Below are 19,150 nucleotides of genomic sequence, written 5' to 3' on the forward strand. Positions count from 1 at the left end.
CCCCCGGCCCGTTCGGATCAGCGGGCCGTCTTCGTGTGGACGTAGTCGACCAGGCGGGTCAGCGCGTCCGGGGGGGTGGTGGGGAGGACGCCGTGGCCCAGGTTGAAGACGTGGCCCTCCAGGCCGGAGGCGGCCGCGAGGACCTCGTCGGTCTTCGTCCGTACGGCCTCCTCGGTGGAGAAGAGCACCGCCGGGTCCAGGTTGCCCTGGAGCGCCTTGCCGGGGCCGACGCGGCGGGCCGCCTCGTCGAGCGCGACCCGGTAGTCGACGCCCACGACGTCCGCGCCGGCCTCGCCCATCAGGCCGAGCAGCTCGCCCGTGCCCACGCCGAAGTGGATGCGCGGGACCCCGTACGAGGCGACGGACTCCAGGACCTTGGCCGACGCCGGCATCACCGAGCGGCGGTAGTCCGCCGGGGCGAGCGCGCCGACCCAGGAGTCGAAGAGCTGGACCGCGGAGGCGCCGGCCTCGATCTGGACCTTGAGGAAGGCCGAGGTGATGTCCGCGAGGCGGTCCAGCAGGTCGGCCCAGAGCTGCGGGTCGCCGTACATCAGCGCCTTGGTGTGCTCGTGGTTCTTCGACGGGCCGCCCTCGACCAGGTAGCTCGCGAGGGTGAAAGGCGCACCGGCGAAGCCGATCAACGGCGTGGCGCCCAGTTCACCCGTGAGCATGCCGATCGCCTCGGTGACGTACGGGACGTCCTCCGGAGTGAGGTCGCGCAGCTGTGCGAGGTCCTCGCGGCGGCGGATCGGCCGGGCGACGACGGGGCCGACGCCCGGCTTGATGTCCAGGTCGACGCCGATGGCCTTGAGCGGGACCACGATGTCGGAGAAGAAGATCGCCGCGTCGACGTCGTGGCGGCGGACCGGCTGGAGCGTGATCTCCGTGACCAGGTCGGGCCGCATGCACGACTCCAGCATCTGGGTCCCCTCGCGCACCTTGCGGTACTCGGGGAGCGAGCGCCCGGCCTGCCGCATGAACCACACCGGGGTGTGCGGCACCGGCTCCCGCCGGCACGCCTTCAGGAAGGCGGAATCGTACGTCTGACTCGGCTGGCCCTGGAAGGGGGTCTCCCCGGCGTCGGCGGAGCCGTGCGCGAGGGGAAGGTCGTTGGCGCTCACGCGCCAAATCTTCGCACGTATGAAGAAGTGCCCGGCCCGGCGCGGGTGTCCCTGCGCCGCACGGACGCTCGTTCCGCCTAGTCTTCCCCGCATGGCTGCGGCTCAGGGACGATTTTCAGATGGCGCTGACGGTATGGACAGCGCGAAGGAGAGCTCCGTCCCGCTCCCGTTCCGACGCGCGGTCGACGGCTTGAAGAAGGCGCGGCTGCGGCCGGGGATCGAGATCGAGCCCACCAGACCGCCCCAGCGCCTGGCCCCGCACGCCTACGCCCTGGAAGCCGCGGTCGTGGACGGCGAGGACGATCTGGCCGACGGCCGGCTGATCCTGCTGCACGACCCCTCCGGCCACGAGGCCTGGCACGGGACCTTCCGCCTGGTGACGCTCGTACGGGCGGAACTGGAGCCCGAGATGGCCGCCGACCCGCTCCTGCCCGAGGTGTGCTGGTCCTGGCTGACGGGCGCCCTGGAGGCGCGCGGTCTGGCGTACGGGGAGGCGAGCGGGACCGTGACCATGGCGAGCTCGCACTACTTCGGCGGGCTCGCGGAGCGGCGGCCGGCCACCCAGATCGAGATCAGAGCCTCGTGGACGCCCCGCGAGGGCGTCGGCGGGGTCCCGGACACCTCGGCGCACCTGTCGGCGTGGTGCGAGCTGCTGTGCCAGATCGCGGGGCTGCCGCCGGTCGGGCCGACCGACTCGGGGACGGGCGTGGTGTCCCTGCCACAGCGGCGCGGTCCGCACCACCCGTAGCCGTGCCCCCGTACGGCGGCGGCGGCCGCCGTACGCGCTGGGCCCCGTAGAACGGCCGATCGAGCGACGGCGGTCCCGTGTCGGAACCGGGCGCCCCTTGCGGGCTTCTGATCACCCGATGATCGATCGTGCGTCCGAATTGCCCGAATTGTTACTCACCAAATCGTGATCATTCCCTAAAGCCGGGCGGGTGACGTGCCGAAGGAGTCAGTGACCATCCGCACGGTTCGCACCGGCTTCCTTCCCCGAGCCGGCCGTCCCGCCACTCCCCCAGGAGGCCTAGGTGTCCGTTCTTCTCGAGCAGCCCGCAAGCCTGGTCGCCTACCGCCCGAACAAGCCGACGGCCATGGTCGTCGTGGCCGACCCGCGCGTCCGTTCCACCGTGACCCGCCATCTGTGGGCCCTCGGAGTACGCGACGTGATCGAGGCGTCGTCCATCGCGGAGGCCCGCCCCCGCGTCGGCAGCCCGCGCGACATCTGCGTGGCCGACGTACACCTGCCCGACGGTTCCGGTCTCACCCTGCTCTCCGAGACGCGGGCCGCCGGCTGGCCGAACGGCCTGGCCCTGTCCGCCGCCGACGACATCGGCGCGGTGCGCAACGCCCTCGCGGGCGGCGTGAAGGGCTACGTCGTCACCGGTACGCGGACCAACATCGGGCTCCCCACCCGGCCCGGCGCCGCCCCCATCGGTGCCGCCGCCGCCCGTATGCACCGCCGCCCCCCGGGTGCCCCGAGCCACCCGGGCGGCTACCGCGAGCTCTCCGGCCGTGAGGTCGAGGTCCTGCGCCTCGTCGCGGAGGGCCAGTCCAACAAGGCCATCGGCGTCTCGATGGGCCTGTCCGCCCTGACCGTCAAGTCCCACCTGGCCCGCATCGCCCGCAAGCTGGGCACCGGCGACCGCGCCGGAATGGTCGCCGTCGCCCTGCGGACCGGGATCATCCACTGACAGCCCGCACGCCGGCGCACCCGGGGCGAAGCCCCGCACCGGCCCGGGCGGCTCCCGGGCGAACTCCCGGCGAACCCGAGGAAACGCCCCCGCCCGCGCCCCGCACCCGTCGACGGAACGTTCCGGCGACGGGTGCGCCGTATCCACGGATACCCTTGAGCGGTGACCGACGCCCAAGAGACCGCAGCAGACCTGCGCACCACCACCGGGGGCGGCCCCCCGGACGACGTCGAAAAGGCGCCGATTCCGTTGCTCGAACCCCGTGAGGGGATCCCTCCGGTGGTCGCCGACGAGGACGCACTCGCCCGGGTGGTCGCGGCCTTCGCCGCGGGCACCGGGCCCGTGGCCGTCGACGCCGAGCGCGCCTCCGGATACCGCTACGGCCAGCGCGCCTATCTGGTGCAGCTGCGCCGCGAGGGCGCGGGATCCGCGCTGATCGACCCGGTCGGCTGCCCCGACCTGTCCGCACTGGGCGAGGCCCTGTCCGGAACCGAGTGGATCCTGCACGCCGCCACCCAGGACCTGCCGTGCCTGCGCGAAATAGGCATGGTGCCCACCTCCCTGTTCGACACCGAGCTGGCCGGCCGCCTCGCCGGCTTCCCCCGGGTCGGACTGGGCGCGATGGTCGAGAGCGTGCTCGGCTACGCGCTGGAGAAGGGCCACTCCGCCGTCGACTGGTCCACCCGCCCGCTCCCCGAGCCGTGGCTGCGCTACGCCGCGCTCGACGTGGAGCTGCTGGTGGACCTGCGGGACGCGCTGGAGAAGGAACTGGACCGGCAGGGCAAGCTGGAATGGGCCCGCCAGGAGTTCGACGCGATCGCCGCCGCCCCGCCCGCGCCGCCCCGCAAGGACCCGTGGCGCCGTACGTCCGGCATGCACAAGGTGCGCCGGCGCCGGCAGATGGCCGTCGTACGGGAGCTGTGGGAGTCCCGGGACCGGATCGCGCAGCGGCGCGACGTGTCGCCCGGCAAGGTGCTGGGGGACGCCGCGATCGTCGAGGCCGCCCTCGCGCTGCCGGCGAACGTGCACGCGCTGTCGGCCCTGCCCGGATACGGGCAGCGGATGGGCCGGCGCCAGCTGGAGCAGTGGATGGCGGCCGTGGACCGGGCGAAGGCCCTGCCCGAGAACGAGCTGCCGCAGCCGGGGGCCAGCCCGGCCGGTCCGCCGCCGCCGCGTTCCTGGGCGGACAAGGACCCGGCGGCCGCCGCGCGGCTCGCGGCGGCGCGGAGCGCCGTGTCGGCGCTCGCGGAGGGGCTGAACCTGCCCCAGGAGAACCTGATCACCCCGGACACGGTCCGCCGGCTGTGCTGGGAGCCGCCGCAGCGGCTGGAGCCGGAGGCGGTGGCGCAGGCCCTCGCGGGCCACGGCGCCCGCCCGTGGCAGATCGAACAGGTGACACCGGTGCTCGTGCGGGCACTGGCGGCGACCGCCTGACGCGGCACCACATCACGCAGAGCCCCCGGCCGTTGGCCGGGGGCTCTTTCCGTCCCGGTTCCGCAACAGGGTCGCCCGAGCGCTTTTGAACACGCTCAAACGTGGCTAGCTTTTGAACATGCTCAACAACGGATACGACACATGGGTACGCGATTTCGAGGCCGAGCGGGAGCGCCGCGCGGCGATCGGGGATCCGCAGTGGGAGCGGGGAGCGGCCCTCGACCCGGCGCTCGTACGGAGCCTCCAGCGGTTCCAGGTGGGTGAGGACGGGGACGGCTCGGCCTTGATCGGCAAGGCGGACCGGGCCGGGGACCCGGTCTACGCACGGGCCGTACGCCTCTTCGTGGCGGAGGAGCAGAACCACGCGCGGATGCTGGCCCTGCTCCTGGCGGCGGGCGGGGCCGGGACCCTGGCCAGGCACTGGAGCGACGCGGTGTTCGTACGGCTGCGGCGGCTGCTGGGGCTGCGGGTGGAGCTGCTGGTGCTGATGGTGGCGGAGGCGGTGGCCCTGCGGTACTACCGGGCGGTGCGGGACGGGGCCCCGGATCCGCTGGTCGCGGAGGTCGCGGGGCGGATCCTGGCGGACGAGGAACGCCACGTGCCCTTCCACTGCCGCCGGCTGCGGGAGGCCCTGGCGCCCCTGCCGGCGCCGGCCCGCCGGGCGGCCACCCTGGCCTGGCAGGGGCTGCTCGCGGGGGCGGGCGCGGTCGTGGCGGTGGACCACGGCCCGGCCCTGCGCCACCTCGGCGTGGGGCGCCGCGGTTTCACGGCGGACGTGCTGCGCTCCTCGGGCCCCCTGGCCAGGGCCATGCACGCCGCACCCGCCGCCGCCCCCGCCCCGGTCGCCCCCGCCGGCTCCGCCGGAGTGTGACGTTCGCCGCTCCTCCCGGAGGGGGTGTGCACGTCGGTTACCGACAAGTAGCATGGCCGGGTGAGCGGGCGCTCAGCCACTGGCCGACCGCCCCCGCGCAGCAGTGCACACCCGCACCTGGAGGAGAGCCAACGTGCCTCGTACCGTCAGGGACGTCGTCTTCGTCGACGGCGTCCGCACCCCGTTCGGCAAGGCGGGCCCGAAGGGCATCTACCACGAGACCCGCGCCGACGACCTCGTCGTGAAGGCGATCCGGGAGCTGCTGCGCCGCAACCCGGACCTGGACCCCAAGAAGATCGACGAGGTCGCCATCGCCGCGACCACGCAGATCGGTGACCAGGGCCTGACGCTGGGCCGTACCGCCGGCATCCTCGCGGGCCTCCCGCAGTCCGTCCCGGGCTACTCCATCGACCGCATGTGCGCCGGCGCGCTCACCGCCGTGACCGCCGTCGCGGGCGGTGTGGCCTTCGGTGCGTACGACGTCGCCCTCGCCGGCGGTGTCGAGCACATGGGCCGCCACCCCATGGGCGAGGGCGTCGACCCGAACCCGCGCTTCGTCTCCGAGAAGCTGGTCGACGAGTCCGCCCTCTTCATGGGCATGACCGCCGAGAACCTGCACGACCGGTACCCGACGATCACCAAGCTCCGCGCCGACGAGTACGCCGTGCGCTCGCAGGAGAAGGCCGCCAAGGCGTACGCCGACGGCAAGATCCAGCAGGACCTGGTCCCGATCTCGGTGCGCAACACCAACGAGGCGGCCGGTGAGACGGGCTGGGGCCTGGTCACCACCGACGAGCCGATGCGCCCGGGCACCACGCTGGAGAACCTGGCCGGCCTGAAGACCCCGTTCCGTACGCACGGCCGGGTCACCGCGGGCAACGCCGCCGGTCTCAACGACGGTGCCACCGCCGCGATCATCGCGTCCGAGGACTTCGCCCGCGAGAACAACCTCCCGGTCAAGATGCGCCTCGTCTCGTACTCCTTCGCGGGTGTCGAGCCCGAGGTCATGGGCTACGGCCCGATCCCGGCCACCGAGAAGGCCCTCGCCCAGGCCGGCCTGTCCATCGAGGACATAGGCCTGTTCGAGATCAACGAGGCCTTCGCGGTCCAGGTCCTCGCGTTCCTGGAGCACTACGGCATCGCCGACGACGACGCCCGCGTCAACCAGTACGGCGGCGCGATCGCGTTCGGCCACCCGCTGGCCTCCTCCGGCGTCCGTCTGATGACGCAGCTGGCCCGCCAGTTCGAGGAGCAGCCGCACGTCCGCTACGGCCTGACCACCATGTGCGTCGGCTTCGGCATGGGCGCGACCGTCATCTGGGAGAACCCGCACTTCAACACCGAGGGAGACTCCAAGTGAGCACCACCACTGAGCTCCTGAAGGGCGCGGCCGAGCTGTTCCCGGACGAGGTCGTCACGCAGGCGCACGTCCGCCACCTGGACCTGCCGTTCGGCGCCGGGCGCTTCGCGCTCGTCACGCTGGACAACGGCTTCGACCACACCAAGCCGACCACCTTCGGCCCGCAGTCCCTCGCCAACCTGAACGCGGCGATCGACCAGGTCGAGCAGGAGGCCCTCGCGGGCTCCATCGTCGGCGCGGGCATCACCGGCAAGCCGTTCATCTTCGCGGTCGGCGCCGACCTCAAGGGCGTCGAGCTGCTGAAGAACCACGACGAGGCGCTCGCCATCGGCAAGGGCGGCCACGACGTCTTCAAGCGCCTCGCCGCGCTGGCCGTCCCCACCTTCGCGTACTACAACGGCGCGGCGATGGGCGGCGGTGTCGAGGTCGGTCTGCACTGCACCTACCGCACCGTCTCCAAGGCCATCCCGGCCTTCTCCCTGCCCGAGGTCTTCCTCGGCCTGGTTCCCGGCTGGGGCGGCTGCGCCCTGCTGCCGAACCTGATCGGCGCGGAGCGCGCGGTCTCGGTGATCATCGAGAACTCGCTCAACCAGAACAAGCAGCTCCGCGGCAAGCAGGTCTTCGACCTGGGCATCGCCGACGCGCTGTTCGAGGGCGCGGACTTCCTGGAGCAGTCGCTCCTGTGGACCGCGAACGTCCTGAACGGCACGACCGAGGTCGTCCGCGCCGAGATCGACCGCGGCGAGGGCTGGGACGCGGCCGTCGCCAAGGGCCGCTTCATCGCGGACTCCAAGGTGCACGGCGCCGCTCCGGCCGCCTACCGCGCGCTGGACATCATCGCCGCGGCCAAGGACGGCGACCTCCAGGCCGGCTTCGACGCCGAGGACAAGGCCCTCGCGGACCTGATCATGGGCGGCGAGCTGCGCTCGGGCATCTACGCCTTCAACCTGGTCCAGAAGCGCGCCAAGCGCCCGGCCGGTGCCCCGGACAAGTCGCTGGCCCGTCCGGTCACCAAGGTCGGCGTCGTCGGCGCGGGCCTGATGGCCTCGCAGCTGGCGCTGCTCTTCCTGCGCCGCCTGGAGGTGCCGGTGGTCCTCACCGACATCGACCAGGAGCGCGTGGACAAGGGCGTGGGCTACGTCCACGCCGAGATCCAGAAGCTGCTCGGCAAGGGCCGCATCAACCAGGACAAGGCCAACCGCCTGACCGCCCTGGTGACCGGTGTGCTCGACAAGGCCGAGGGCTTCGCGGACGCGGACTTCATCATCGAGGCCGTGTTCGAGGAGATGTCCGTCAAGCAGAAGGTGTTCGCGGAGGTCGAGGCGGTCGCCCCGGCGCACGCGATCCTCGCCACCAACACCTCCTCGCTGTCGGTGTCGGAGATGGCCTCGAAGCTCCGGCACCCGGAGCGCGTGGTCGGCTTCCACTTCTTCAACCCGGTCGCGATCCTCCCGCTGCTGGAGATCGTCCGCGGTGAGCAGACCGACGACGCCTCCCTGGCCACGGCCTTCGGTGTCGCCAAGAAGCTGAAGAAGACCGCGGTCCTCACCAAGGACGCCCCGGCGTTCGTCGTGAACCGCATCCTGACCCGCTTCATGGGCGAGATCCAGAACGTCATCGACGAGGGCACCCCGGTCGTCACGGCGGAGAAGGCCATCGAGCCGCTCGGCCTGCCGATGTCCCCGCTGGTGCTGCTGGAGCTCGTGGGCCCGGCGATCGGTCTGCACGTGTCCGAGACCCTGAACCGCGCCTTCCCGGAGCGCTTCACCGTCTCCCCGAACCTGGCTGCGGTCGTCAAGGCCGGCAAGCGCGGCTTCTACGTCTACGATTCCGGCAAGCCGGAGCTGGACCCCGAGGTCGCCGCCCTCCTGGTCCAGGGCGACTCCGTCCTGACGGAGGAGCAGGTCCGCGACCGCGTCCTGGACGCGGTGGCGCAGGAGATCGGCCTGATGCTGGAGGAGGGTGTCGTGGCCGAGGCCCAGGACATCGACCTCTGCCTCATCACGGGCGCCGGCTGGCCCTTCCACCTGGGCGGCATCACGCCGTACCTGGACCGCGAGGGTGTCTCGGAGCGCGTGAACGGCAAGAAGTTCCTCGCCCCGGGCCTGGCGAGCGTCCCGGCCTGAGGTCCGTACGCCCGACCGCCCCGGACGCCCGCCCCTCTCGGGGGCGGGCGTCCGCCGTTTCACGGGACCGGACCGGGCCCGGCGCGGAACCCTCCCGTCCGGGCTGGCAGAATACGGCCCATGGCGGATGACACGAAACATTTCAGCCGCCGCAACCTGCTGTTCGCGGGCGGCGCGGTGGCCGCCGGCCTCACGGCGGGCGGTCTGTCCTGGGCACTGAGCACCGGGGCCGATGAGCAGGACGACGCGGGTCCGGTCGCCGCCGGCCCGATGGCCGGCGCGTTCGACATGCGCACCGGTGAGCAACTGCTCGCCCCGACCGCGCTGTTCAATACGACGGGCCCGCAGTCCTTCGCGTTCGACGATACGAACGGCCAGGTCTACGTACTGCAGACCGTCGAGGGCGGTATCCGGCTCGACGGCGAGGAGGATCCGCTCGACTCGGGCGAGCGGAAGACTTCCGGCGATATGTGCCTGACCCGGCTGAGCAGTTCGGGGAAAACGCTCGGGCATATGTATCTGCGCGGCTTCGGCCACGGAATTTCCTGCGGTGTCGAGCCGACGGGCCAGCGCACGTACATTTGGGTCGAGGGCCGCGCCGACGCCGAGAGCGGCTACGGCCGCACCGTGGTCCGGGTGCCGTTCAAGGACGGCTCGGTCCTCGACAGTGCGGACGAGTCCGTCCGCCATTTCGACCCGGTCCCCGGATCCACCGACGTCTGCCCCGCGCTCGACCTGCCCGGCGGGCGGGTGCTGGTGAGCCACGAGGAGGACGGCGTGCACCGGTTCTCGGTGTACGGGACGGCGGATTTCCTGGCCGGACGCTTCGACGCCGCACAGGTCCTCAAGGCCGGGGTGCAGGTCAAGCAGGAGGAGTGGTTCCAGGGCTGCGCGCTGTACGGGGACCACGTCTACGTGCTGACCGGCGGCCCGTACACCGGTAAGAACGGGGACAATCCGCGGAAGTCCGGCGGAAATACCTATGTCTCCGCAATTGACGTACGCACGGGGAAGGCGCAGGGGCGCCATCACGTGACCGTGGCCCCGGATCTGGTGTACAGGGAGCCCGAGGGAATCGCGATCTCCATGGCGGGCGGACGGCCGGCATTGTGCATCGGCTTTTCCGTGAAGACCCAGGACCGGCGCGAGCTGGCGTTGTATCGCTTCACGGCCTGACGGCATTGGCCCTTGGTTAACCCTGCGTCCTTCGGCCGTCAATGTTGCTGCTTATACTACTGCGACACTTCACAGAATCCTTATACCTCCATGGGGGAGGAACCGCACGATGGGCTCCAAGCGGCTGCGCGCCGTGCTCGGCGTACTGATCACCTCTGGGCTCATCCTCAGCTTCGTCGGGATGCTCGTCGCCGTCGCCTTCGTCTCCCTCCCCCTCTTCGCCGGCTGCGCGGCGCTCAGCTACGCCGCCGACCTGATGCTCCACACCACCGAGTCGCCGACGCTGGAGAAGCTCCGCGACTCGCGCTTCGGCCTGACCATGCGCTTCCTCATCCGGCAGTTCCTGCTGCTGGGGCTGTGCGGGGCCATCTCCGACATCGAGTCGTTCGTGGCGCAGATGACCACCATCGGCCTGCTCCTCCTGTTCATCCTGCAGCTCGCGTACGGCGCGCTCCTCAAGCACGTCCGCAAGATGCGCAACGAACTGCCGTTCACCACGCGCGGGCTGGACCTGGAGGCGCTCGGCATCCGCCGCATGCCGCACCCGTTCCTGATGAACAAGCACGTCCGCAAGACGCTGCACCTGGACATCCCGCTGGTGGCCGGGGCGCTGGCCACCATCGCGACGGACGACTGGCGCTTCGTCACGTACGGCATGATCACCACCGTCTTCCTGGCCTACTTCTCGCTGCTGGTGCTGGTGCCCGACGCGCGCAACGCGCTCAAGCTGCCCACCACCGACGAGGCCATCGAGGAGCTCAACCACCAGCTGGCCCAATATCGACCCCAGGTCGCGCTCTACTTCACCTTCGCGGCGGTCTCCAAGGACTTCATGTACCAGGTGAACATGTGGCTGGAGTCGCTGGAGGCACTGGAACTGCGGCCCATCATCGTGCTGCGCGAGCGGGCCACCCTGCGCTACCTGGACGCGACCTCGGTCCCCGTCATCTGCATCCCGAAAGCGGACAATCTCGCCCGTATCGAGATGAACGAACTGCGGGTCGCCCTCTACCCCGGCAACGCGGGCAAGAACGTCCACATGCTCCAGCGCGCCGAGGTCAAGCACGTCTTCATCGGCCACGGCGACAGCGACAAGCTCGCGAGCAGCAACCGGGTCAGCAAGGTCTTCGACGAGATCTGGGTGGCCGGCCGGGCCGGCCGCGACCGCTACGAGCGCATCAAGCACGCCGTCTCGCACCACCAGATCGTCGAGGTCGGCCGCCCCCAGCTGATGCCCCTGCACCGCTGGACCGGCAAGGTCGCCGCTCCCGTCCCCACCGTCATCTACGCCCCCACCTGGGAGGGCTGGACCGACGACGCCTGCTACACCTCGGTCATCCCGGCCGGCGAGAAGCTGATCAAGGCGCTGCTCGACTACGAGCGCGACATCCGCATCATCTACAAGCCGCACCCGCTGACCGGCTCGCGCTCCGCAGAGGCCGCCGCCGCCCACCGCCGCGTCATCGCCCTCCTCGAAGAGGACAACGCACGGCGCTTCGGCCGCAACCTCACCGACTCCAAGGCCGCCGCCAAGAAGCTCGCCCGGATCGACCAGCGCATCGCCGACCTCTCCGAGCGCGGCGTCCGCTCCAAGTACCCGGACCTCACCGAGGAGGAGCGGACCGCACGCATCCGGCGCAGCCGCAACCAGGCCGGCGCCCTGTACTGGAACGCCGTCCCCGACGCCGCGCACCACGTGGTGACCGAGCGGATCCCCGCCCTGTACGACTGCTTCAACCAGTCCGACCTCCTCATCGGCGACATGTCCAGCGTCGTCTCCGACTTCGTCGCGACCCTGAAGCCGTACGCCATCTTCAACCTCGACGGGCTGCCCGACGAGCAGTTCCGCAACGAGCAGCGGACGGCCTACGCCTCCTACCTGCTCGACGGCGACTGCAACGGTCTGGCCGAGGCCATCGAGGCGACGCTGAACCCGCGCGAGGACGTCATGGCGCCCTACCGCGAGCAGCTGAAGGAATACCTGCTGGGCGAGGAGTACCCGCCCTCGATCGTCCGCTTCAACGCGGCCGCCAACAACCTCTACCGGCGGGGGCTGCGCGACTTCCCCATCGAATACCCGGATCAGGTCCCCTACCCCGTGTAGCCGGGCCCCTCCCGGGCATCCGAGTCGCACCGCCCGTCCACCCACCGCCACCCCGCACCACCGCCGTGCCGCGCCCTCACTCAGGAAGAAGGAGCCTTGTCCTCCAGACCTGTCCCCCACCGCACCGTCGCCGTCGTCCTCGCGGGTGGCACCGGCCAGCGCATCGGACTTGAAATACCGAAGCAGCTGCTCAAGATCGCCGGAAAGCCGATCCTGGAGCACACGCTCCACGTCTTCGAGAACGCGCCGGACATCGACGAGGTGATCCTCCTCATGACGCCCGCGTACGTGGAGGACGCCCGCCGCATCGTCGAGCGGGCCAAGCTGGGCAAGGTCACCCAGGTCCTCGCGGGCGGCTCGACCCGCAGCGAGACCACCCGGATCGCCATCGACGCCGCGGCCGCCGGCCTCGGCGAGGGCGAGGACTGCAACCTCCTGTTCCACGACGCGGTCCGCCCGCTGCTCTCGCAGCGCGTGGTGCGCGAATGCGTCGAGTCCCTGGAGCGCTACCAGGCCGTCGACGTGGCCATCCCGTCCTCCGACACCGTCATCGTGACCCGTACCCACGGCAACGACGGCGAGTTCATCACCGAGGTCCCCGACCGCTCCCGGCTGCGCCGCGGCCAGACCCCGCAGGGCTTCCACCTCTCCACGATCCGCGCCGCGTACGAGCGGGCGGCCGCGGACCCCTTCTTCCAGGCCACCGACGACTGCTCCGTCGTCGTCAAGTACCTGCCGCACGTCCCGGTCCACATCGTCACCGGCGACGACTACAACATGAAGGTCACCCAGCCCGTCGACGTGTTCATCGCCGACAAGCTGTTCCAGCTCGCCTCCCACGCCGCGCCCGCCCAGGCCGGCGAGGCCGCCTACCGCGAGCAGCTGGCCGGCAAGACGATGGTGGTCTTCGGCGGCTCGTACGGCATCGGCGCCGACATCTCCCGCATCGCCGAGGGCTTCGGCGCCCGCGTCTTCGCGCTGGGCCGCTCCACCACCGGCACGCACGTGGAGAACCTCGACCACGTCGAGGCCGCCCTGGCGAACGCCTACGCCGAGACCGGCCGCATCGACTACGTCGTCAACACCGCGGGCGTGCTGCGCGTAGGCCGCCTCGACGAGACCGACAACGAGACGATCCGCGAGGCGCTCGACGTCAACTACCTCGCCCCGGTCAACATCGCCCGGACCTCGTACAAGTACCTCAGCGAGACCCAGGGCCAGCTGCTGCTCTTCACCTCCAGCAGCTACACCCGCGGCCGCGCCGAGTACAGCCTGTACTCCTCCACCAAGGCCGCCATGGTCAACCTGACCCAGGCGCTGGCCGACGAGTGGGCCGAGGACGGCATCCGCGTCAACTGCGTGAACCCGGAGCGCACGGCCACCCCGATGCGCACCAGGGCCTTCGGCCAGGAGCCCTCGGCCTCGCTGCTCACGTCCGAGTCGGTCGCCCTGACCTCCCTGGACGTCCTGGTCTCCGAGATGACCGGCCACGTCATCGACGTACGCAAGCAGGACCCGACCGCGACGCCGGCGCAGGCGGCAGTGGAGTCCGTACCGCAGCAGCGCTCCGGTTTCGAGGCGGCGCTGGCGTCCGTACTGGCGCAGGCCACGGAGGACCGGGAGGTCTAGGCGTGACGAACAGGATCTTCGTCGCCGGCGACTCGGCGGCGGTCACCCGACCCCAGGGCCAGCTGCCGATGGCGGGCTGGGCCCAGGCGCTCGCGCTCTTCCTCACCGACGCGGTCGAGGTGGTGGACTGTGCCCGCGCCCGCGCGAGCTCGAAGAGCTTCCGTGAGGAAGGGCGGCTCCAATGGGTCCTGGACCAGCTGGAGCCGGGTGACCACCTGCTCGTCACGTTCGGCCACGAAGACGGGAAGGCGGACCCGGGGCTTCACACCGAGCCGTTCTCCACCTATCAGGAGCACATGGCCGCGTACGTGCACGGTGCACGAGAGCGGCAGGCCCATCCCGTGATCGTGCTGCCGTACGAGCGGCGCCGCATGGACGTGCACGGCAATGCGGCCCGGACACTGGGCGACTACCCGGTCGCTGCACGGCAATTGGCCGACGACGAGCACGTGCCCGTCGTCGACCTGTACGGCCAGAGCGTGCAGTGGTGGGGAGAGCTCGGACCGGAGGCGTCCAAGGGCGCCTTCGCCCACCGGCGTCAGGGTGAGCCACTGCTGGAGAAGGTCCAGGACGGGGACAATGTGCACCTGCGCGCGGAAGGCGCGATCGAGTGCGCCCGGTTCGTCGCCCGCAGCCTGGCCGAGCAGGGCGTCATCCCCTTCCCGTGGGTCCGCGATCTCGACCGCCGCCGGTTCTCGTACGAGGAGATGGGCTGGCCGGACGAGGAGACGTTCTCGCACCGTACGCATTCCCGGGTGTCCGAGCCCGCGCCACGCAAGGAGTCCAGCGCGTGAACCTCCTCCTTCGCGCACAGGCCGTCGGCGACGCCCCGTCGCTGGGCACCGTGTACGCGGCCTTGTACACGTCGGCCGACCCGCGGCGGGGCGCGGTCCCGGGTGAGACCGTCCAGTTCGGCCTGTCCGTGGCACCCGACGGCGGGGCTTCGCGCGGCTGCGCGTACCTGCCGGAGGAACCGCTGGCCGCCGTCGGCGAGATCGTCGGCGTACAGGGGCTGGAGTACTTCCCCCGCCAGCGCTGGTTCCGGGCCCGCGCGGACGCCGCGGAGCAGACGACGGGGGTGCTGCACCTGCGCGTCGCCGAGTCGGCCACGGCACGCAGCATCCGGGCCCGGCTGATCGTGGGCATCCCGGACGCCTCGGGCCGCAAGCTCGTCCGTACGGGAAAACTCGCCGCCGAGCCCCTGCCGCTGCGCCCGGCCACCCCTCGTGGCCTGCGGCTCGTGACCGAACCGGGCCGGCCGGGCACGGTCAACGTGCTCTCCGCGGCCGCGGCCGCCAGCACGGGCGTCTCCGTGACGCAGCCGCGGGGAGGCAGGGCGGAGCTGTCACCGGACGGCTGGGTCACCTACACGCCCTCCCCCGGTTTCACGGGCTACGACCGGTTCGACTACACGGTCGCCTCCGCCGCGGCCGGGCAGATGACCTCGCACGTGAACGTGTTCGTGGGCTCCCTGGAGCACGTTCCGGGTGCTTTCCCGCAGCATCCGGCGGACAGTGCCCCACGGGCTTGGCAATGGCCCGAACTCACCGGGGAGATGCCGTGGCCCCGTCCCTTCGCTCCGCAGAACTGACGAGGATCCTCCCATCATGTACACCGACGTCAAGGACGTGACGGTCGCCGTCCGGGTCTCCAACCAGGCCTCCGCCCTCGACGCCTGCCTGGCCTCCGTCGTCGTCCAGTCCATCGGCACGGACCGGCTGGAGGTCATCGGGGTCGACGACGGGTCGACCGACGAGAGCGGGTCCGTCCTGGCCCGTGCGGCCCACCAGTACTCCGCGTTCATGCGCGCGGGGCAGGTCTCGCCGGGTCTGAGCCCGGCCGGGGCCCGCAACTGGTCGCTGAGCCAGGTGCGCGGACGGTACGTCATCTTCCTGGAGGCCACCGACCGGCTGGCGCCCGACGCGCTGGAGCGGATGGTCGCGGCGGCCGACGCGTACGAGGCCGATGTCGTCCTGGGCAAGCTGGAGAGCTCGGGCCGCCACGCGGTCGAGACCGCGATGTTCCGCAAGAACCAGGCCTACACCGACCTGTACGCCTCGCGCGTGTACTGGTCGCTGACCCCGGACAAGCTCTTCCGCACCAGCCTGCTGCAGCGCCGTGGTCTGGCCTTCCCCACCGACATGCCGATCGGCGACGACCAGGCGTTCACGGCCGGCGCGTTCATCGGGGCGGACAACGTCGCGGTGGTCGGGGACGCGACCTGTGTGGTCAAGGGCCCCCCGGTGGCCCCGCGGGTGACGCTGTCGGACCGGGTCGCCCTGGCTTCGCGGATGCTGGCGCTGGTCGCCGCGCAGCTGCCCGAGGGGCCCCGCCGGGACAAGCTCCAGTCGCGCCACCTGGAGGTGGAGCTCGGCAGGGCGACCGCGGCCGCGCTGCTCTCCGCCACCGACGCGGCGGAGCGGGACCAGGCCCTGTGGGCGTCGGCCGAGGTGCTGCGCGCCCAGGCCTCCCCGGGCGCGCTGGCGCTGCTGCCGCGCATGGTCGCCGTACGGTTCGCCCTGCTGGCGCAGGGCCGCTTCGCCGAGGCGCAGCGGATGGCCGCCTTCGAGGCGGACAAGGACCGGCCGGTGGTGCGCAAGACGGTGGAGAACGGGCGGGTGTTCACGACGCTGCCGTTCTTCCGCGACCCCCAGGTCCCCCTGCCGGACGAACTGTTCGACATCACGGACGACATGACGGTCAGCCACCAGCTGCAGAAGGCCCGCTGGGAGGGGCCGATGCTGACGCTGGACGGCTTCGCGTTCTACGAGCAGCTGTCGACGAAGGACCGCACCACCCGGGTCGTCCTGCGGGAGCGGACGAGCGGAGCGCAGGAGAGCTACGCGGTGACGGCCCGCCGGGACGACACGCTGACCAACGCCAAGGGCAAGCCCCGGGCCATGGGCCGGTTCTCGGCCCGGGTCAACCTGGCGCAGACCTCCAGCGGCTGGCCGCTGGAGCCCGGCACCTGGGACCTGTACCTCGCGGTCGGGTTCGAGGGGGTGACCCAGGAGGTGCGGCTGGGGCCGAAGCGTGCCGCCGACCTGGACACCACCGCCCGGATGCCGGTGCCGATCGGGGCGGCGCCCGATGCCCGGGGCATGGAGCTGGCGGCCACCCCGTACTACACGGAGTCCGGCGGTCTCAGCATCGAGGTGTCCCGGCGGACGCCGCTGCCCCGGCGGGCCTGAGTCCGGACCGCGGCCGGCCTGAGTCCGGGCCGCCGCGCGCCGGGCCGCCGGCCTCAGGCATCAGGCGGCCTCCCAGGGGCCGAACGCGAGCCCCTGCTGCGTCATGTCCTGGCGGGTGCTGATCAGCGCGCCGTCCGCGTCGAAGGCGGCCACGACGAGGCGGCCCGCCGCGTCGAGCGCCACCTGGGGGGCCTGCGCGCCGTGACCGCCGAGGGAGGCCCACCACGTGCCGTAGCCCTCGTTCTCGGTGACGTAGGCCGTGAGTTCGACGTCGCCCTCGGCCCCGGTCTGCGCGAGCACCGTGCAGTCGTAGCCGCCGACATCGGCGCGTACGACGCCCGGGGCTCCGCGGCCGCCCGCGCCGCCGAGGCCCATCAGGCCGCCCTGGACGCCCTGCCGGGCGGCCCGCCAGGCGACGAGCGAGCCGTCGCCCGGGTAGCGCCAGAAGTACGTCACCCGGCGCGGGCCCGTCTCGCAGACGGCGGGGGTGCCGGGGACGACCGGGGTGGGGATGCGGTCCGCGAGGGCGAAGCGGCCCTGGCCGATGCCCGACCACCGGTCCGCGCCGGCCGGGCCGAGGAGGAGCATCTCCAGCTGCCCGCCCGCGGGCATCAGCGGGGTCACCCCGCTGTCGTACGGCTCCGGAGCGACCTGCTTCCAACCGCCCCACGCCCCCTCGGCGTTGCGGCTGCGGCGCAGGACGCCGCCGCGGCGCATCGAGACGAGGACGTGCGTGGAGCCGGAGCGCTGGTTCACGGCGATCCGCGGCGGGCCGGCGAGCCGGTCGTCGGCGGGGCCGCCGCGCAGCCCGGGGGCGCCGAGGCTGTGCCATTCGGTCATGGGGCGGCCCGGCTGGAACTGGGTCGCGACGATGATTTCCGGCCGCCCGGAGCCGTCCTGGGCGGCCCGCAGGGCGACGAGGTGCACGTACCCCTCGCGGCTCTGCGCCATCGCGGCCGTACCGGCCCAGCCCTCGACCTCGAAGGCGTCCGGGCCGGTCCAGCCGGTCTGCGGCGCTGCGGCCTCGGTCCAGCGCACCAGGCCGCGCGGGGTGCAGGCGTAGGCCGTCAGGCGGCCGTCGCCTCCCTTGAACAGCCAGTTTCCGGCCGGTGGCGAGGAACGGCGGGAACCCGGTCCGCCCGGGGGTGCGTGCTGCTCCGCGCGGGCGGAACTGGCGCCCCGGATTCCGCTTTTGCCTCGGACCACGCCGCTCTTCACCCTTCTGCCGAGAATGTCCTGCTCAAGCAGCCGCGTCCGTCACCGGAAAGAACCAGCCACTCGAAAGTGTGTCTTATGATGCACCCCATCGATAATAGAAGGGCCCTGCTTCCATGACCGACCTGCCCTCTGCCACCCCTCCTTCCTCCCGGCGGCGCGGGCGGCGGCGCGGCGGCAGGCGCGCCCTGCGGATCGTGCTGCTGACGGTGGCCCTGCTCGTCCTCGCCGCCGGGGGCGCGGGCTGGTGGGCGTACAGCCACCTCAACGGCAACATCGACAGCGTCGACCTCGACCAGGCCCTCGGCGACAACCGCCCGAAGAAGGTCGTCGCGGGCGCGCAGAACGTCCTCGTACTCGGCTCCGACTCGCGCGCGGGCGCCAACGGGGACCTCGACCACGGCGACGTGAGCGGCGCCCGCTCGGACACCGCCATGCTGGTGCACATACCCGAGGGCCGGTCCAAGGCCACCGCGGTGAGCATCCCGCGCGACACCCTGATCAGCCGGCCCGAATGCAAGGACGCGGACGGCAAGACGGTCAAGCCGGCGAACCGGGTCATGTTCAACTCCGTCTACTCGCTGGCCGGTCCGGCCTGCGTGGTCAAGACCGTGGAGGAGATGTCCGGGATCCGTGTGGACCACTTCGTCGAGGTGGACTTCGCCGGGTTCAAGGGCCTGGTGGACGCCCTCGGCGGGGTCACCGTCACCCTGGACAAGCCCATGAGCGGGGCGAAGGGCGGGCTCAAGCTGGACGCCGGCACGCACCGGCTGAACGGCACCGATTCGCTCAAGTTCGTCCGTACCCGCTACGGCTACGGGGACGGCAGCGACCTCGGGCGCATAGGCCTCCAGCAGCAGTTCATGATGGCCATGCTCTCGGAGATCAAGAAGCAGGACGCCCTCGGCAACCCGGCCCGGCTCTACAAGCTGGCCGACGCCGGCACCAAGTCCCTGACGACCGACTCCGACCTGGCCTCCCTCACCTCTCTGGCCGACTTCGCCCAGAGCATGAAGGGCGTGGACCCGGACACCATGGAGACGATCATGCTCCCGGTCGCCTACGACAAGGTGGACCCGAACCGCGTGATCGTCGCCGAACCGCAGGCGGGCAAGCTCTGGGAAGCCCTGCGCACCGACCAGAAGATCCCGGCGGAGGCCAAGAACTCCCCCGCCAAGGGCTGACGGCACGCCCCCGCACGCGAGCGGGTCGTACGGGAGGACTCCCGT

The 19,150-nt window shown here is 71.7% G+C and carries 15 protein-coding genes; 13 read left to right on the plus strand and 2 right to left on the minus strand.

Annotation, left to right across the window (positions count from 1 at the left end; genetic code table 11):
• Positions 1-17 precede the first annotated feature (17 nt).
• Positions 18-1,121 (minus strand): uroporphyrinogen decarboxylase, encoded by a 1,104-nt coding sequence (gene hemE, locus CP980_RS07615; protein WP_373313001.1) that lies wholly within the window; start codon positions 1,119-1,121, stop codon positions 18-20.
• Between the two features lie 91 nt (positions 1,122-1,212).
• Here hemE and CP980_RS07620 point away from each other — a divergent pair, with 91 nt between their 5' ends.
• From CP980_RS07620 to CP980_RS07675, 12 genes are all read left to right on the plus strand, one after another.
• A complete protein-coding gene (locus CP980_RS07620; protein WP_150527816.1) occupies positions 1,213-1,869 on the plus strand; it encodes a DUF3000 domain-containing protein in 657 nt (218 codons plus the stop codon).
• 283 nt (positions 1,870-2,152) lie between these two features.
• Positions 2,153-2,815, plus strand: coding sequence for a helix-turn-helix transcriptional regulator (locus CP980_RS07625; protein ID WP_007267191.1), 663 nt, complete (start codon positions 2,153-2,155; stop codon positions 2,813-2,815).
• Positions 2,816-2,977: 162 nt separating this feature from the next.
• Positions 2,978-4,249 (plus strand): HRDC domain-containing protein, encoded by a 1,272-nt coding sequence (locus tag CP980_RS07630; RefSeq protein WP_150527817.1) that lies wholly within the window; start codon positions 2,978-2,980, stop codon positions 4,247-4,249.
• Between the two features lie 118 nt (positions 4,250-4,367).
• Complete coding sequence (locus CP980_RS07635; protein WP_150527818.1) at positions 4,368-5,120, plus strand: ferritin-like domain-containing protein; 753 nt, start codon at positions 4,368-4,370, stop codon at positions 5,118-5,120.
• 133 nt (positions 5,121-5,253) lie between these two features.
• The gene (locus tag CP980_RS07640) at positions 5,254-6,480 is read left to right on the plus strand and encodes a thiolase family protein (protein WP_099888987.1); all 1,227 of its coding nucleotides are present in this window, start codon (positions 5,254-5,256) and stop codon (positions 6,478-6,480) included.
• Entirely contained in the window at positions 6,477-8,606 is a 2,130-nt protein-coding gene (locus CP980_RS07645; protein ID WP_132759085.1) for a 3-hydroxyacyl-CoA dehydrogenase NAD-binding domain-containing protein, read from the plus strand. Before CP980_RS07640 ends, CP980_RS07645 begins: the two co-directional genes overlap by 4 nt.
• A gap of 120 nt (positions 8,607-8,726) precedes the next feature.
• The gene (locus CP980_RS07650; RefSeq protein WP_150527819.1) at positions 8,727-9,782 is read left to right on the plus strand and encodes a phage baseplate protein; all 1,056 of its coding nucleotides are present in this window, start codon (positions 8,727-8,729) and stop codon (positions 9,780-9,782) included.
• Between the two features lie 109 nt (positions 9,783-9,891).
• Positions 9,892-11,886, plus strand: a complete 1,995-nt coding sequence (locus CP980_RS07655) for a hypothetical protein (protein ID WP_132759087.1) — start codon at positions 9,892-9,894, stop codon at positions 11,884-11,886.
• A 96-nt stretch (positions 11,887-11,982) separates the two neighbouring features.
• A complete protein-coding gene (locus tag CP980_RS07660; protein WP_132759088.1) occupies positions 11,983-13,515 on the plus strand; it encodes a bifunctional cytidylyltransferase/SDR family oxidoreductase in 1,533 nt (510 codons plus the stop codon).
• Between the two features lie 2 nt (positions 13,516-13,517).
• Positions 13,518-14,309, plus strand: coding sequence for a rhamnogalacturonan acetylesterase (locus CP980_RS07665; protein WP_132759089.1), 792 nt, complete (start codon positions 13,518-13,520; stop codon positions 14,307-14,309).
• On the plus strand, positions 14,306-15,106 hold the full coding sequence (locus tag CP980_RS07670) for an Ig-like domain-containing protein (RefSeq protein ID WP_132759090.1): 801 nt from the start codon (positions 14,306-14,308) through the stop codon (positions 15,104-15,106). Before CP980_RS07665 ends, CP980_RS07670 begins: the two co-directional genes overlap by 4 nt.
• A gap of 16 nt (positions 15,107-15,122) precedes the next feature.
• Complete coding sequence (locus CP980_RS07675) at positions 15,123-16,706, plus strand: glycosyltransferase family 2 protein (protein WP_132759091.1); 1,584 nt, start codon at positions 15,123-15,125, stop codon at positions 16,704-16,706.
• A 60-nt stretch (positions 16,707-16,766) separates the two neighbouring features.
• On the opposite strand, the gene CP980_RS07680 is transcribed toward CP980_RS07675, so the two are convergent.
• Positions 16,767-17,912: a PLL family lectin gene (locus CP980_RS07680; RefSeq protein WP_150527820.1), complete on the minus strand. Its 1,146-nt coding sequence runs from the start codon at positions 17,910-17,912 to the stop codon at positions 16,767-16,769.
• A gap of 125 nt (positions 17,913-18,037) precedes the next feature.
• Between CP980_RS07680 and CP980_RS07685 the strand changes: the two genes are divergently transcribed.
• Complete coding sequence (locus CP980_RS07685; RefSeq protein WP_123512077.1) at positions 18,038-19,105, plus strand: LCP family protein; 1,068 nt, start codon at positions 18,038-18,040, stop codon at positions 19,103-19,105.
• Positions 19,106-19,150 lie beyond the last annotated feature (45 nt).

Origin of the sequence: Streptomyces vinaceus (assembly GCF_008704935.1) — a bacterium.
Taxonomy (GTDB): Bacteria; Actinomycetota; Actinomycetes; order Streptomycetales; family Streptomycetaceae; genus Streptomyces; species Streptomyces vinaceus.

What these genes read in the sequence shown, in the direction of transcription:
- CP980_RS07620 (WP_150527816.1), top strand. Translation starts at nt 1,213, where the DNA reads ATGGCTGCGGCTCAGGGACGATTTTCAGATGGCGCTGACGGTATGGAC.
- CP980_RS07635 (WP_150527818.1), top strand. Translation starts at nt 4,368, where the DNA reads ATGCTCAACAACGGATACGACACATGGGTACGCGATTTCGAGGCCGAG.
- CP980_RS07650 (WP_150527819.1), top strand. Translation starts at nt 8,727, where the DNA reads ATGGCGGATGACACGAAACATTTCAGCCGCCGCAACCTGCTGTTCGCG.
- CP980_RS07655 (WP_132759087.1), top strand. Translation starts at nt 9,892, where the DNA reads ATGGGCTCCAAGCGGCTGCGCGCCGTGCTCGGCGTACTGATCACCTCT.
- CP980_RS07675 (WP_132759091.1), top strand. Translation starts at nt 15,123, where the DNA reads ATGTACACCGACGTCAAGGACGTGACGGTCGCCGTCCGGGTCTCCAAC.
- CP980_RS07685 (WP_123512077.1), top strand. Translation starts at nt 18,038, where the DNA reads ATGACCGACCTGCCCTCTGCCACCCCTCCTTCCTCCCGGCGGCGCGGG.